The organism is Bacillus cereus group sp. RP37, assembly GCF_040459695.1.
In the GTDB taxonomy this organism is placed as follows: domain Bacteria; phylum Bacillota; class Bacilli; order Bacillales; family Bacillaceae_G; genus Bacillus_A.
Genome location: NZ_JARVHP010000001.1, coordinates 1112304 through 1127434, shown reverse-complemented (window position 1 = coordinate 1127434; position 15131 = coordinate 1112304). Strand labels below are relative to the sequence as shown.

The window sequence follows — 15131 nt, the reverse complement described above, 5'->3', positions numbered from 1 at the left end:
ATTCCCGCATCCTTCCTGTTCACAGCTGTGAATAGATACACTCTCTTATTAAAGGCCTTTACAGCACTTCCAAAGCTTAATAAAAACTTTGGAATGCAACTATACCACATACGGTAAAAAGATAATAGCACCAATTATAACAGCTATTATAGCAAACAATAAAACCGCTCCCGCTGCGACATCCTTTGCAATTTTCGCAAACGGATGTATATCGGTAGTCGCTAAATCTACTGTTTTTTCCACAGCTGTATTTACCATCTCTAAACTCATTACCATTCCTATTACAATAAGTAATACCATCCACTCTACTTTCGTAATACGGAAATAAAAGCCGCAGCATATAACAATGACTGCGGCTAAATAATGAATTTTCATATTTCGTTCATGACGAAGGCAAAAGAATACACCTGCTATAGCATACCCAAAACTATCTATAAGTTTTCCTTTTTTCATCGTCCTAATCCAAATGCTTCTAAAATTTCTTTTTGTCTTCCAAACATTTCTTTTTCATCTTCTTCTGTCATGTGGTCATAACCAAGTAAATGTAAAAATCCATGTAACGCTAAAAAGCCAAGTTCACGATCAAAAGAATGCCCATACTCTTCAGCTTGTTCTTTCGCTCTCGGAATAGAAATAATAAGGTCACCTAACATACGCGGCATCTCTACACATACAATTTCCATTTCCCCTTCTCCCATTTCTTCCATAGCAAAGGAAATGACATCAGTAGGCTGATCCTTATCTCGGTAATCACGATTAATCTCGCGAATGCGTTCGTTATCTACAAATGTCACTGATAACTCAGCACCATCCTCTATTTTTTCCATTTGAGCCGCTTTTCCTAATATCTCACGAATTAAATTTACATATTCTTCTTTCACTTCTTCTGTTTCATCAATGAAATCAATTAATAAACTCATTCTTTCTCCTTCTCTTCCGGTGGCTCCGGATATGTAATACGCGAATGGAAAATACCATTTAACGTTTCACATAACGTTTTTCCAACGATTTGTAGTTCCTTAAATGTCAAATCACATTCACTAAATTGCCCATCTTGCAAGCGATCTTTAATAATACTTTGTACTAAATTATTAATTTGCTCTGGCGTTGGGTGATTCATAGAACGTACCGCCGCCTCAACACTATCAGCAATACCAACGATCGCCGATTCTTTAGAAGTTGCTTTTGATCCCGGGTAACGGAACATCTCTTCTGTATATTTTTCTTTATCTTCTTTAATCGCCTTATAATAAAAATATTTAAGTAGTGTTGTACCATGGTGTTGTCCAGCAATATCGATAATTTCTTGCGGAATATGGTATTCTTCGAGCATTTTTACTCCATCTGTTACATGAGCAATGATAATGTCTTTACTAGTCACAGGATCTAATTTATCATGTGGATTTTCAATTCCCATCTGGTTTTCAATAAAGAATTGTGGTTGTACTGTTTTTCCTACATCATGATAATACGCCCCTACACGTGCTAATACTCCATTTGCTCCAACCGCTTCACAAGCTGCCTCAGAAAGATTCGCTACCATTACACTGTGGTGATATGTTCCTGGCGCTTCTAACAAAATTCTACGCAAAAGCGGATGATTTGGACTTGATAGTTCCATAAGCTTCATGCTTGATACAATTCCAAGTCCACTCTCTAAATATGGTAATATCCCCATAGCTAAAACGGATGAGATAATTCCTGAAACGGAAGCCATTAATAATTGCGTACCAATTTCAAGAGGTGAAAAATTCCCATTACGTAATAATAATAACGCTGCCAAGACGACTACATTTAAGATAGAAACAAGTATACCGGCTTGCAAAATCATCGTACGACGATTTTTTTCTCTTAAGAAAATACTCACTGATAATGAACTTAATAACACATAAATACCTACACTATAATTCAGTGTACTTGTTACCCCTTCATTAAACATAATACTTCCGCACACAGAAAAAATCATACTTGTTAAAAATACAAACCGATCGCCAATCATTAGTTTTACAAGTATTGTTCCCATCGCAACTGGGACAACATACGCAATTCCTGCATACTCAAGCTTTTGAAACAAACTAATAATTTTCATTAAAACAATCGTGATAGACAAGATTGTAATATACGCTAAAATATATGGTCTATCTTCTCTTTTCCGCTGTAAAAATACTTCAAACTGCTTATGCATAAAGTATAGCAACACACCAATGAGCACCGCTAATCCAACATAAGGTTGGAAACTATTTCCTTTTTCTAATAAACCGACTAATTTCAACTGATTATACATATCACTTGAAATTGTTTCGCCTTCTCTAACAATAACTTGTCCTTGAAGAATATAAACAGGCGGAACTAAATCTTCTTCCGCTTTCTTCCTCTCTTTCGTTACAACAGGATCATAAAAATAATTTGCTGTAATCGCATATGATCCTAGCGCATTAACAGCTTCCTTCAATCCGCTATTCACATTAAGGCTTTTCATTTCATTAACAAAACGCTCTTTTGCTGCTATTTCTTCGGACATTTTAATATTTCCACCCATAATAACACTAACAGACGTTAAAGCCGCGTTCTTTGCTAATTCTAATTGATCCGGTTCTGAATTAATAAAGTATAATAAATTCTCATCAGATAATTCCTTTATTAAATTAGATGGTAACTTCTTCTTCAACTTTTCTAATTTATTGGCATCAGTCATCTTTTTTTGCTCTTCAGGCCCAGCAGCTTTCATCTCTTGAATTACTTCATTTACCTTGGCAAAAACATCATTTACAATATCTACTCTATTTTGTTTATATTCACTTCTATATGTATATTGATCCCCAACTTTTTGAGCGGCCTCTTGTTTTTTTCTGTCCGTTATAACTTTATCTTCAATTTTAATAGGAGAGTGGATTGTTTTTTTCGCAATAGAATACATATCAACATCTAATTGCTCTGGTTTCACATTATTCATAAGTGCAAAAAACAGCACCGCTCCTAATAAAACGTAAGAAATCCAACTTAGTTTTTTCGAATGTTGTAAATTACGAAACCACTTAGAAATTTCTTGAGATCTTAACATGATTTCAATACCTTCTCCTCTCTAGAAATAAAGTGAAACTATTTATAGCTTTCATTTCTTCTAGCCAACGATACTTTTAGGTAACATTTCTATACACCAGTACCTATAGTTTATTTCTCTTATCTTTTATGATAGTAAAAAATATGCCGTTCGCCAACCTTAATACAAAAAGAAATGATCCTGACAAATAGGATCATTCCATTTTATCATATGCCTCAATAATACGCTGCACCAGTGGATGCCTCACAACGTCCGTTTGTTCTAATGTAATGAATGAAAGACCTGATACACCAGATAAAATGTTAGAAGCTAGAGAAAGCCCTGATTTTACCCCTTTTGGTAAGTCTACTTGTGAAGGGTCCCCGGTAATAACCATTTTAGAACTAAAACCCAATCTTGTTAAAAACATTTTTATTTGTGCACCCGTTGTATTTTGCGCTTCATCTAAAATAACAAATGAATCATCGAGCGTACGCCCCCTCATATAAGCAAGAGGCGCGATTTCAATTACACCTCGCTCCATCATACGCTGCGTATATTCTTGTCCAAGAATATCGTGCAACGCATCATACAATGGACGTAAATACGGATCTACCTTCTCTTTCAAATCCCCTGGTAAAAAACCTAAACTTTCTCCAGCTTCTACAGCCGGTCTCGTTAAAATGATTTTCTTTACATATCCTTGCTTTAAAGCTCTCACAGCCATTACTACAGCTAAGTATGTTTTCCCAGTCCCAGCAGGTCCTATTCCAAATACAATATCATTCTTCTTCATTGCATGAATATATCTTCTTTGTCCCATTGTTTTTACACGAATGGATTTACCTTTTGCAGTTTTAAAAATTTCTTCTTCATATAACTCTTCAAATTGAGCGATTTTCCCTTGTTGTGCGAGCTGAATTGCATACGCAACATCTCTTTCTGTAATTGATACACCTTTTCGAATAACAACAAGTAATTGCTGTAAGATTTTTTCTACGAGTGTCACAGTTTCAACTGCTCCAGATGCATAAACAGTTTCACCTCTAGTTACAATCGATACATTCAGTTCCCGTTCAATTACTTTCAAATGAGCATCATTGACTCCAAAAAGAGCGATTGCTTCGTTAGTATTTTCCAATTGTTGGTTCATTTCTACTAATTGTTCTGCCATTACTCAGTCTCCTTGAATATCGGATTCGGATATTAGTTGTGGCTCTGCAATATTTTCAACCACAGTATAATGCAATGTGACTTTTAGTTGATCCGCCTCAACCTCTTTACTCAAAATCTTATCACTTACAATCATAGCATGTTCATCCAATTTTTTCTTTAGTTCTTTTTCAGCCATTTCTTTTGCTACTTTCATTGCCTGTTTTTCTGTATATTCTCGATTTGCTTCTTCCTCTTCTCGCACTATATCTTTTTCATATGCGATCGGCAGTGTAAAACCAAATAATTTCACATCATGCTTTACACTTTCCGTACGAGAGCGTTTATACTTATCATGTTGAAATCCCCATATTTTTATTTTCGCACTCCCAAATGTAAGGTAATGCTCATTATACGCATTGCCCGTATATACTTGAAATTGCGTCTTCAGCGGCACATTCACCTTAGATGTGTACCACGTTTCTCCATATACAATGCCTTTCGCCGAAACGATTTTTGGACTCTCCTCATTACCATATATCCCTGATACGAGAAGCTGCCCTTTTTCTACATGGTCATTTTTCAACACGACTGGTTTTCCTACTTCAACAAATGTTTTTGTAACAATCGCTTCTTTTTTTGCCACTAAATTTTGCGGCCTTTGTTCCTTTTCTTTTTTTGGCTCATTTTTTTCAACAATTTTAAAATGGTACGTCGTTCCTCTTATTTCTAGTCCTGCCCAAGTAATCGCATTAATATTGTCTGTCAAATGACGTTGTACATCTTCTACACTCGGCATTTGGAATTGTAATTTCCCTTTTTTAATACCCATTTTGTCCAATTCTTTCATCAATATATATTCTGTTTCAGGCTTCGCTCCTGTAATTTCAATTTTCCAAACCATATTTGATAATGCAATCATGCCAAAAAAGAAAATTAAAAAACCAATTAAGAATCCACTATTTTTAATTAAACGCTTATTCAAAAAAGGAAAACCGTAACGCCCAATAAAATATAGTTTACATTCATTTTTTCTATAAATCGGCTTGATTTTTTTCACATCTCGTAATAACATACAAAAAACTAACGTTTCATCAGCAATCTTCTTAACGTCCCAAACTAATAATTTCCTACGCACACATTCGTTAACGAACCGTTCCGCTCCTCTACCTTCAATTCGTACCTTTACATATCCAAGCCACTTTATAAACCATTTATTTTTCATCTACTACCTTCACTACCTTTCCAAAAGTAGACACACTACTTTTCACTTTAATTAGCAAAATAGCTCGTACGAAAATGAAATAAAGAGTTTTATTGTCCATAAATAGCGGGATAAACTAAATAGTAGGGTCAAATCGTTAGAATAAAGAAGAAAAACTTCACATACGGAAGTTTCCCTCATTTCTCTTTCTGTTCGTTTTCCAAAAACGTCACTTGCTCAATTATTCCTTCAAGCAAAAGTTCTTCCGGAAGGATTGTTTTAATAATAAAGGATTGCCCTTTAATTAATAATTGACCATGCTTTAACAACAATCTTACTTCTTTATCTGAAAACACTAATAAACCCCGATGATTTTCTATATAGATATGCACTTGCCCAACAAGCGTGATCCGAGGTAGATCCATTAGCACATCCACTGGCAGGTCTATTTGCTTCGTTAACCAATTCTTCATTTGTTCTAATTTTTTCATCTCAAAAGACCCCCTCTCATCCCATATGTATGAAAAAAGAGCTTGTAATATCACGTCCAAACTGAAAAAAAGCATAAAAAAAACGTCTCATACGAAATGAGACGTTTTTTTACGCTAATAGCTGGATAACCAACTTATTCACAAGTGATCCGTCTGTTTTACCTTTTACTTTCGGCATAACAGCAGTCATCACCTTACCCATATCCGCTTTAGAAGTCGCACCAACTTCAGAAATAACTTGCTTAATTACATTCGCTAGTTCTTCTTCTGTTAATTGCTCCGGCAAATATGCGCTTAAAATCTGAATTTCACTTTGCAGTTTATTAACAAGGTCTTCACGACCAGCTTTTTTAAATTCAAGGAGGGAGTCCTTATACTGTTTTACTTCACGAGCTAAAACTGTTAATTCCTCTTCTTCAGTAAGAGTATGTTGCAGTTTAATACCTTCATTTTGTAAAGCAGCCTTAACCATACGAATAACGGTTAATTTTTCTTTTTGTTTATTCTTCATCGCTTGTTTCATATCATCGTTTAAACGACCGAGAAGACTCATCACTTACACCCTCTCTTAGAATTTACGCTTTCTTGCCGCTTCAGATTTCTTCTTACGTTTTACACTTGGTTTTTCATAAAACTCGCGCTTTCTTGCTTCAGCAAGTGTACCAGTTTTAGAAACCGATCTTTTAAAACGGCGAAGTGCATCCTCCAAAGACTCGTTTTTACGAACGACTGTTTTTGACATTCTCTTTCCCTCCCTCCGAAACATCACACTTACATACTAACTTCAGCATGCAAAAAGAAACACTTCTTCAGCATGTCTTTTAAGATTATAATACATTTTATCACTTCAGGTCAACTATTTGGCAGAATAAAAGAAGAATAGATGCTCTTCCTTTTTCAAAAACTATGCAGATAGCTGTTATCCTTTCCCCCTGAAGACAACTATATTTTTGTCATTACACCTTTTTTCATGCTGGAATGTACGACACAACTACTCATTTCGTACATTTTCAGTACTTAACTTCTCCACTAAAAAAGAAAGCATGCAAATCGTTTCCATTTGCATGCTTTTTTATCCAGCTATTTGCCGGGCAGCCCGATTGGTGAGGGTTGCTAATCAGTGAAGGATGCCCCGCACTGATTAAAGTTTCACTTTATGCGCTTGCCGATTCTTTTTTCACATCATCTTCAAGAACACGAACAAATTGCGCTTCGTTATATGGATAACCAGCTTTCGTGATTTTCACTTTCACTAGTTTACCAATTAATTCTTCTGATCCTTCAAATACAATTTTTAAGTAGTTATCTGTATAACCTACATATAACCCTTCACGATCGCCCTCTTTAAATTGTTCTTCCGGAATGATTTCAAGCACTTCACCTTCAAACGCTGACGCATACTCTTTCGCTAATTGATTAGATAGTTCAATTAAACGATGAACACGGTCGTTCTTCACATCTTCAGGAACTTGATCTTCCATTCGCGCTGCAGGTGTTCCTGTACGTTTGGAGTAAGGGAACACGTGTAACTCAGAGAAACGATTCTCTTTAATGAAATTGTATGTTTCCATGAATTCTTCTTCCGTTTCACCTGGGAAACCAACAATTACATCCGATGTAATCGCAAGGCCTGGTAACGCTTCTTTCAAACGATCTAAACGTTCTTGGAAAAATTCCATCGTATACTTACGACGCATACGTTTTAATACAGTATTAGATCCAGATTGCAACGGAATGTGCAAGTGGCGGACAACTACTTCAGACTTATCTAACACTTCAATTACTTCATCTGAAATTTGACTCGCTTCAATAGAAGAAATACGAAGACGTTTTAATCCACCTACTTCTGCTTCCATATCACGAAGTAATCCAGCTAAGTTATAATCTTTAATATCTTCACCGTACCCACCTGTATGAATACCTGTTAATACGATTTCTTTATAGCCAGCATCTACTAATTGTTGTGCTTGTTTAATAACTTCTTTTCCATCACGAGAACGCATTAGGCCACGCGCCCACGGAATAATACAGAATGTACAGAAGTTATTGCAGCCTTCTTGTATTTTTAAAGATGCACGTGTACGATCCGTGAAATAAGGTACATCAAGTTCTTCATATACACGTGTTTTCATAATGTTGCGGACAGCATTAATTGGTTGACGCTCTTTGCGGAATTCTTCGATGTATCCTAACATCTTTTCACGATCCTGTGTACCAACTACAATATCTACACCTGGAATCGCCATAATTTCCGCTGGAGATGTTTGTGCATAACATCCCGTTACACAAATAACCGCATCCGGATTTTGACGAACAGCACGTCTAATAACTTGACGACTTTTCTTATCTCCCGTATTCGTTACTGTACATGTATTAATAACATATACATCAGATTTCTTTTCATATTCAGTTCTTTCATAACCACCTTGTTTAAACAATTGCCAAATGGCTTCTGTTTCATAGTGGTTTACTTTACAACCTAACGTATGGAACGCAACAGTTGACATTGATCATCACCCCATCAATTCAAAATGATACGAAGCAGCACTTAACGCGTATAACGGCGCCGTTTCTGTTCTTAAAATTCTTGGTCCTAAACTACATGGTACAAATTTATGTTCACGAAGCGCTGTAATCTCTTCCTCAGCTAAACCGCCTTCTGGGCCAAATACAATCAATAGCTTTTGACCTGGTTTCATCGTTGTTAAAGCTTTCGCAAAATTAGATTTCTCGCCTTGTTTCGCTTCCTCTTCGTAAGCAACAAGACAAACATCATACTCACCACTCATTGAAAGCAATTGTTTAAACGATGCCGGAGCATGCACTTCTGGAACTTCACTTCTATGTGATTGTTCCGCAGCTTCTTTCACAATTTTTCTTAAACGCTCAACTTTTTTATCAGCTTTTTTCGCATCCCATTTTACGATAGAGCGGGATGCTTGAAATGGTAAAAATGCAGCTGCCCCAAGCTCTGTTCCTTTTTGGAAAATTAACTCTAGCTTGTCTCCTTTTGGCAGTCCACTTGCAATCGTCACGAAAACAGGAAGTTCACTTGACGCCTCTACCCATTCTACAATAGCCGTATTAATAAATTCACTGGTAATTTCATCAATTGAACATACTGCTGTTTTTCCGTTTACACAGCAATAAATGTGATCTCCAGCTGACATACGCATCACTCTTGCGATATGATGTACGTCATCACCTACAATGCGAATACTTGTCTCATTTACATATTTCTCTTCTACAAAATAACGTTGCATATAATCACCTTAGTAGAGTTTCGTTCCTTTCGTAAGTCAATACTTACGAAAGGAACGAAACGTTATCATTTTTCATATAACAAACGGCAAGTCCCTCACCTTATAGTGAGAGACTCCCCCTTTTCATTATAGACTAAAATCTATATTACGCATTTCGTGCAATAATTGCTACCCAATCTTCCATTCGTAACACTTCTTCAATTGTAAATCCAGCTTTTTCTAGCGCCTCCGAAATTACCTTTTCCTTCGCAGCAATAATGCCCGATGTAATAAATAATCCGCCTGACTTCACAACTCTCGCTGCATCCTCAGGGAATAAAAGAATAATTTCTGCTAATAAGTTAGCTACGATTAAATCAACAGGACCTTCAATACCTTCTAAAAGACTATTTTGCCCAACAGACACGATATCATCTGTTTTATTTAAACGTACGTTCATTTCTGCACTTTCAACTGCAACTGGATCTAAATCATACGCCTGAACAGAAGACGCACCTAATTTTGCCGCTGCAATACTAAGTACACCAGAACCTGTTCCTACATCAATGATAGTGTCACCTGGCTTAACTGTTTTTTCTAAAGCACGAATACACATCGTTGTTGTCGGATGAGTTCCTGTCCCAAACGCCATACCTGGATCTAATTCAATAATTTTTTCTTCCGGAGAAGCTGGTGTATACTCTTCCCACGTCGGCACAATTGTGAATGTATCAGAAATTTGTACTGGATGGTAATATTTTTTCCAAGCAGTAGCCCAATCTTCTTCATTGACTTCGTTAACGGTAATATTTCCAGTACCAATTTCAATGTCGTAAGATGGAAGCATATCAATAGATGATTTTACACCTGCAATCGTTTCATGTAAAGAATCCGTTTGCGGGAAGTATGCTTTTATTAATACACCTTCTGCCGGATACTCATCTGGGTTCAATGCATAAATTTCACCGTATTGTTGCTCGCGCTCTTTCGTCAACTCTGCTGGATCCTCAATCGCAACTCCACTAGCACCAGCTTCATGTAAAATATGAGAGACAGCTTCTACTGCTTCTTCTGTTGTATGAATACTAATTTCTGACCATTTCACAATTTACCAACTCCATTTTTTATTTCCATTATTCCCCTTTGAAAGCACGTTTAAGCTTTCCAAATAAACTATCATCCTGCTCTTCTTGTCCCGCAAATTCACGTAATAAATCTTTTTGATGTGAAGTTAATTTCGTCGGTACAACAACACGAACAACTACATATTGATCTCCTTGACCGTATCCACGTACGTTCGGCGCACCTTTTCCTTTTAAGCGGAATTCTGTTCCTGTTTGTGTTCCTGCTGGAATTTTCAGCTTCACTTTCCCATGAACAGTAGGAACTTCCACTTCAGCACCAAGTGCCATTTGCGCAAATGTTAATGGCATTTCGCAAATAATGTGATCTCCTTCACGCTCAAAGAATTCATGATTTCTTACATGAACAACAACATATAAATCTCCTGCCGGTCCGCCATTTACGCCCGCTTCACCTTTTCCAGATACACGAATTTGTTGACCATTATCGATACCTGCTGGAATTTTAACATTGATTTTTTTACGTTTACGTACTTTACCAGAACCGTGACATGTCGTACATTTTTCTTTAATCATTTGACCAGTTCCTGAACAATGACCACAAGCTTGACGGTTTACAATACGACCAAACGGTGTATTTTGTTCTACACTTACTTGACCTGATCCTGAACAATGTTTACATGTTTCTTTTGAAGTTCCTGGTTTTGCTCCGCTACCTTTACAAGTATCACATGGATCTTCTACTGGAATCTCAACATTTAACTCTTTACCAAAAATAGCTTCTTCAAACTCTAAAGTAACTTGGTATTGTAAGTCAGCACCTTGACGCGGAGCATTTGGATCACGACGTCTGCCGCCACCACCGCCAAAGAATGAACTAAAGATATCTTCGAAACCGAAGCCACCGCCGAAGTCTCCTCCGCCGCCAAAGCCACCGAAACCTTGATTTGCACCAGCATGACCAAATTGATCGTATTGCGCGCGCTTTTGATCATCACTTAATACTTCGTATGCTTCTTGTACTTCTTTAAACTTTTCAATTGCATTTTCTTCTTTACTTACGTCTGGATGGTATTTTTTAGCCAAACGACGATACGCTTTTTTTATTTCATCTTTAGAAGCACCTTTGCTAAGGCCAAGGACCTCATAATAATCTCGTTTACTCATAAATTTACAACCCCCGAATCTTTCACATAAACGTAATTTTAACACCGAAAGAAAGTGCTTTGCAACAAAGTTTCCTCACTTACAGTATGCAAAGTAAAAAACTTAAGAACCTCACACATTTCTTCTCATTCATGAAAAAAGCCAAAGCCAAGGCACGCTTGACTTTGACTTTTTGTCATCTTACTTATTTATATTACTTATCTTCTTTTACTTCTTCAAACTCAGCGTCTACTACATTGTCTTTCTTCGCGCCAGCATCTTGTGCGCCTTGTGCACCTTCTGCTTGCCCTGCAGCTGCTTGAGCTTGCTCGTATAATTTAACTGTTAATTGTTGTACGATTTCTTGTAAAGCGTCTTTTTTCGCACGGATTTCCTCAAGCTCGTTCTTCTCAATCGCAGCTTGTAATGCTTCCTTCGCTTCTGTTGCTTTTGCAACTTCAGCCGCATCCACTTTACCTTCTAAATCTTTTACAACTTTATCCGTTTGGAATACAAGTTGGTCAGCTTCGTTACGAAGTTCAACTTCTTCCTTACGTTTTTGGTCAGCGTCAGCATTTGCTTCTGCTTCTTGTACCATACGATCTACTTCTTCATCAGAAAGACCTGAAGAAGATTGGATTGTAATAGCTTGCTCTTTGCTTGTTCCTAAGTCTTTTGCACGTACGTTAACGATACCGTTCGCATCAATATCGAATGTTACTTCGATTTGTGGAATACCACGTGGTGCTGGTGGAAGGTCTGTTAATTGGAAACGACCTAACGTTTTGTTGTCAGCTGACATTGGACGCTCACCTTGTAATACGTGAATGTCTACTGCCGGTTGGTTATCAGCAGCTGTTGAGAATACTTGTGACTTACTTGTTGGAATTGTAGTGTTACGCTCGATTAATTTCGTGAACACACCACCCATAGTTTCAATACCTAAAGAAAGTGGAGTTACGTCTAATAATAGTACGCCTTCTACATCACCAGTAAGTACGCCACCTTGAACTGCAGCACCTAATGCTACAACTTCATCAGGGTTTACACCTTTATATGGTTCTTTACCAGTTTCACGTTTAATAGCTTCTTGTACAGCTGGGATACGAGTAGATCCACCAACAAGGATAACTTTATCTAATTCGCTTGGAGCAAAACCAGCGTCTTTTAATGCACGACGAGTTGGCTCTAACGTTCTTTCAACAAGACCTGCTGAAAGTTCTTCGAATTTCGCTCTTGTTAACGTTAATTCTAAGTGTAATGGACCAGCAGCTCCAGCACTAATGAATGGTAATGAAATTTGTGTTTGTGTTACGCCAGAAAGATCTTTTTTCGCTTTTTCAGCTGCATCTTTCAAACGTTGAAGTGCCATTTTATCTTGGCTTAAATCAATGTTATTTTCTTTTTTGAACTCAGCTACTAAGTGGTCAATAATAACTTGGTCAAAGTCATCTCCACCAAGACGGTTGTCACCAGCAGTTGAAATAACTTCGAATGTGCCGTCTGCTAACTCAAGGATAGATACGTCAAATGTACCGCCACCTAAGTCATATACTAAGATTTTTTGCTCTTCATCTTGTTTTTCTAAACCATAAGCAAGCGCCGCTGCTGTTGGCTCGTTAATGATACGCTCAACTTCTAAACCAGCGATACGACCAGCATCTTTTGTCGCTTGACGTTCTGCATCGTTGAAGTATGCAGGTACTGTAATAACAGCTTTCGTTACTGTTTCACCTAAGTATGCTTCTGCAGAAGCTTTTAAGTTTTGTAAAATGATTGCAGAAATTTCTTGAGGTGTATAATCTTTACCTTCAACTTCTACTTTGTAGTCTGTACCCATATGACGTTTAACAGACATGATTGTATTTGGGTTTGTAATTGCTTGACGCTTTGCAACTTCCCCAACTTGACGCTCTTCATTTTTGAAAGCTACAACAGAAGGTGTTGTACGGTTTCCTTCTGGATTTGGGATAACCTTTGGTTCTCCACCTTCCATAACAGCTACACAAGAGTTTGTTGTACCTAAGTCAATACCGATAATTTTACTCATGGCGAATCCTCCTACTTTTATGTAAATTATTGATTTACTTTTACCATTGATGGGCGAATCACACGGTCTTTTAGTTTATAACCTTTTTGGAATTCTTCAACTACCGCGTTTGATTCAAATTCACTATCTTCCACTTGCATAATAGCTTGGTGTTCATTAGGATCAAACTGTTTACCAACAGCTTCAATCACTTCAACACCTTCTTTATTCAACGCTTCTAGCAATTGACGATGCACCATTTCCATACCTTGTAACAAGGATTTCGTTTGCTCATCAGTTGCTTCCACTTGCATCGCTCTTTCAAAATTATCAAGAGCTGGCAAAATATCTGAAACTAGACTTTGTGCTCTATATTTTTCAGCAGCCTGTTTATCCATTTGGACACGGCGCTTATAATTTTCAAAATCAGCTTGTAGACGTAATGTGCGACCTTCCGTTTCCGTTAGTTTCGCTTGTAACTCATCTACTTTTTTTTGTAAAAGAGCAGCCTCACTTTTTTCTTCTACAGTTTCTTCACTGTTTTCTGTCGTGACAGCTTCTTCAGCTTGCGCTTCTTTTACTTCTTCTACCACTTGTTCGTTACGCTCTTCCACAATATTCACCTCCTTAAAAGGTATTAGGTATCATGCTGAACACAATTACCTAAGCATTATATATTACACACAGCAATGAAAATTTCATTACTTGAGCGAATGTATTACTCTCATTTACTTTTTAAGTCCATGAGTAAATTGTCTCGTAAATAACTGTAACAAACTAATTACACGAGAGTATTGCATTCTTGTCGGACCTAAAATAGCAATTGTTCCAAGCTGTTCTTCTCCAATCGAATATGTTGCAGAAATTAAACTACAATCTTCCATGGCCGTCGCAGAGTTTTCCCTACCAATTTTCACTTGAATACCTACTTGTTTATGACGCAAAATGTCATAAAACTCGGCTTCATTATCAATCATGGTAAGTAAAGATCTTACTTTGTGAATGTCATGGAACTCTGGCTGCGAAAGCATATTTGCTTTTCCTCCAAAGTATATCTTTTCCGATAAAGGAACTTGAAATGTACCATCTAACATTTTTATTGCACTATCGTAATTATGAACATACCCACGTAAAACTGTAACAATCTCTTTAAAGATTTTGTTATGCAATTCTGCCATTGGTACACCCGATAGTTTTTCATTTAAAATATTAACCATTTTTTCTAAATCTGATAAATCAACAGATTCCGGAACGGTAATCGTTTTGCTTTGTACATGCCCTGTATCCGTTACAATAATAGCGACTGCAGTTTGACGATCAAGCGGTACAATTTGTACGTTTTTAAGTTTATTTGTGCTTAACTTCGGTCCAAGAACAATGGCTGTATAATTCGTAAGCTCTGATAAAATTTGAGCCGATTGCTGTGCAATCTTTTCCGCTTCAAAAATTCTTTCAGCAAATAAATCTTTAATTTGTACAATTTCATCGGTCGGTAAGTTTTGCGGCGCTAAAAGATGGTCTACATAAAATCGGTATCCTTTCTCAGAAGGAACACGTCCAGAAGAACTATGCGTTTTTTCAATAAATCCTAGTTCTTCTAAATCAGCCATTTCATTTCGAATAGTAGCTGAACTAAATGTAATTTCATCTTTCTTAGCCAACGTCCTCGACCCAACAGGTTGCGCTGATCCAATAAAGTCATCAATAATTGTTTGTAAAATTAAGAGCTGACGTTCCGTAAGCAT

General features: G+C 37.0%; 15 protein-coding genes. All 15 read right to left on the bottom strand.

What is annotated here, in order from left to right:
• Nucleotides 1-99: 99 nt before the first annotated feature.
• The 15 genes from QCI44_RS05960 to hrcA all read right to left on the bottom strand — a co-directional run bounded on the left by QCI44_RS05960 (nucleotide 100) and on the right by hrcA (nucleotide 15131).
• Complete coding sequence (locus tag QCI44_RS05960; RefSeq protein WP_016086245.1) at nucleotides 100-453, bottom strand: diacylglycerol kinase family protein; 354 nt, start codon at nucleotides 451-453, stop codon at nucleotides 100-102.
• The gene (ybeY, locus tag QCI44_RS05955) at nucleotides 450-920 is read right to left on the bottom strand and encodes an rRNA maturation RNase YbeY (RefSeq protein ID WP_353811033.1); all 471 of its coding nucleotides are present in this window, start codon (nucleotides 918-920) and stop codon (nucleotides 450-452) included. Before ybeY ends, QCI44_RS05960 begins: the two co-directional genes overlap by 4 nt.
• Nucleotides 917-3061 carry an HD family phosphohydrolase gene (locus QCI44_RS05950; RefSeq protein WP_016086244.1) on the bottom strand — a complete coding sequence of 715 codons (2145 nt, stop codon included), beginning with the start codon at nucleotides 3059-3061 and terminating at the stop codon, nucleotides 917-919. Before QCI44_RS05950 ends, ybeY begins: the two co-directional genes overlap by 4 nt.
• Nucleotides 3062-3254: 193 nt before the next feature.
• On the bottom strand, nucleotides 3255-4214 hold the full coding sequence (locus QCI44_RS05945; RefSeq protein WP_016135340.1) for a PhoH family protein: 960 nt from the start codon (nucleotides 4212-4214) through the stop codon (nucleotides 3255-3257).
• Between the two features lie 3 nt (nucleotides 4215-4217).
• The gene (gene yqfD, locus QCI44_RS05940) at nucleotides 4218-5417 is read right to left on the bottom strand and encodes a sporulation protein YqfD (protein WP_016086242.1); all 1200 of its coding nucleotides are present in this window, start codon (nucleotides 5415-5417) and stop codon (nucleotides 4218-4220) included.
• A 176-nt stretch (nucleotides 5418-5593) separates the two neighbouring features.
• A complete protein-coding gene (yqfC, locus tag QCI44_RS05935) occupies nucleotides 5594-5887 on the bottom strand; it encodes a sporulation protein YqfC (RefSeq protein WP_016086241.1) in 294 nt (97 codons plus the stop codon).
• Between the two features lie 109 nt (nucleotides 5888-5996).
• Entirely contained in the window at nucleotides 5997-6440 is a 444-nt protein-coding gene (locus tag QCI44_RS05930; RefSeq protein WP_000054579.1) for a GatB/YqeY domain-containing protein, read from the bottom strand.
• A gap of 15 nt (nucleotides 6441-6455) precedes the next feature.
• A complete protein-coding gene (gene rpsU / locus QCI44_RS05925; protein WP_000048061.1) occupies nucleotides 6456-6629 on the bottom strand; it encodes a 30S ribosomal protein S21 in 174 nt (57 codons plus the stop codon).
• A gap of 412 nt (nucleotides 6630-7041) precedes the next feature.
• On the bottom strand, nucleotides 7042-8394 hold the full coding sequence (gene mtaB, locus QCI44_RS05920; protein WP_016086240.1) for a tRNA (N(6)-L-threonylcarbamoyladenosine(37)-C(2))-methylthiotransferase MtaB: 1353 nt from the start codon (nucleotides 8392-8394) through the stop codon (nucleotides 7042-7044).
• 6 nt (nucleotides 8395-8400) lie between these two features.
• Nucleotides 8401-9150 carry a 16S rRNA (uracil(1498)-N(3))-methyltransferase gene (locus QCI44_RS05915; protein ID WP_016086239.1) on the bottom strand — a complete coding sequence of 250 codons (750 nt, stop codon included), beginning with the start codon at nucleotides 9148-9150 and terminating at the stop codon, nucleotides 8401-8403.
• Between the two features lie 145 nt (nucleotides 9151-9295).
• Nucleotides 9296-10234: a 50S ribosomal protein L11 methyltransferase gene (prmA, locus tag QCI44_RS05910; RefSeq protein ID WP_016086238.1), complete on the bottom strand. Its 939-nt coding sequence runs from the start codon at nucleotides 10232-10234 to the stop codon at nucleotides 9296-9298.
• A 28-nt stretch (nucleotides 10235-10262) separates the two neighbouring features.
• Complete coding sequence (gene dnaJ, locus QCI44_RS05905) at nucleotides 10263-11378, bottom strand: chaperone protein DnaJ (protein ID WP_016086237.1); 1116 nt, start codon at nucleotides 11376-11378, stop codon at nucleotides 10263-10265.
• Nucleotides 11379-11571: 193 nt separating this feature from the next.
• The gene (gene dnaK / locus QCI44_RS05900; RefSeq protein ID WP_016086236.1) at nucleotides 11572-13407 is read right to left on the bottom strand and encodes a chaperone protein DnaK; all 1836 of its coding nucleotides are present in this window, start codon (nucleotides 13405-13407) and stop codon (nucleotides 11572-11574) included.
• Between the two features lie 26 nt (nucleotides 13408-13433).
• Nucleotides 13434-14000, bottom strand: coding sequence for a nucleotide exchange factor GrpE (gene grpE / locus QCI44_RS05895; protein WP_016086235.1), 567 nt, complete (start codon nucleotides 13998-14000; stop codon nucleotides 13434-13436).
• A gap of 114 nt (nucleotides 14001-14114) precedes the next feature.
• Complete coding sequence (gene hrcA / locus QCI44_RS05890) at nucleotides 14115-15131, bottom strand: heat-inducible transcriptional repressor HrcA (RefSeq protein WP_116363327.1); 1017 nt, start codon at nucleotides 15129-15131, stop codon at nucleotides 14115-14117.

Coding starts and splice junctions, on each gene's coding strand:
- QCI44_RS05960 (WP_016086245.1), bottom strand. CDS start 453: ATGAAAAAAGGAAAACTTATAGATAGTTTTGGGTATGCTATAGCAGGT.
- ybeY (WP_353811033.1), bottom strand. CDS start 920: ATGAGTTTATTAATTGATTTCATTGATGAAACAGAAGAAGTGAAAGAA.
- QCI44_RS05950 (WP_016086244.1), bottom strand. CDS start 3,061: ATGTTAAGATCTCAAGAAATTTCTAAGTGGTTTCGTAATTTACAACAT.
- QCI44_RS05945 (WP_016135340.1), bottom strand. CDS start 4,214: ATGGCAGAACAATTAGTAGAAATGAACCAACAATTGGAAAATACTAAC.
- yqfD (WP_016086242.1), bottom strand. CDS start 5,417: ATGAAAAATAAATGGTTTATAAAGTGGCTTGGATATGTAAAGGTACGA.
- yqfC (WP_016086241.1), bottom strand. CDS start 5,887: ATGAAAAAATTAGAACAAATGAAGAATTGGTTAACGAAGCAAATAGAC.
- QCI44_RS05930 (WP_000054579.1), bottom strand. CDS start 6,440: ATGAGTCTTCTCGGTCGTTTAAACGATGATATGAAACAAGCGATGAAG.
- rpsU (WP_000048061.1), bottom strand. CDS start 6,629: ATGTCAAAAACAGTCGTTCGTAAAAACGAGTCTTTGGAGGATGCACTT.
- mtaB (WP_016086240.1), bottom strand. CDS start 8,394: ATGTCAACTGTTGCGTTCCATACGTTAGGTTGTAAAGTAAACCACTAT.
- QCI44_RS05915 (WP_016086239.1), bottom strand. CDS start 9,150: ATGCAACGTTATTTTGTAGAAGAGAAATATGTAAATGAGACAAGTATT.
- dnaJ (WP_016086237.1), bottom strand. CDS start 11,378: ATGAGTAAACGAGATTATTATGAGGTCCTTGGCCTTAGCAAAGGTGCT.
- dnaK (WP_016086236.1), bottom strand. CDS start 13,407: ATGAGTAAAATTATCGGTATTGACTTAGGTACAACAAACTCTTGTGTA.
- hrcA (WP_116363327.1), bottom strand. CDS start 15,131: ATGCTTACGGAACGTCAGCTCTTAATTTTACAAACAATTATTGATGAC.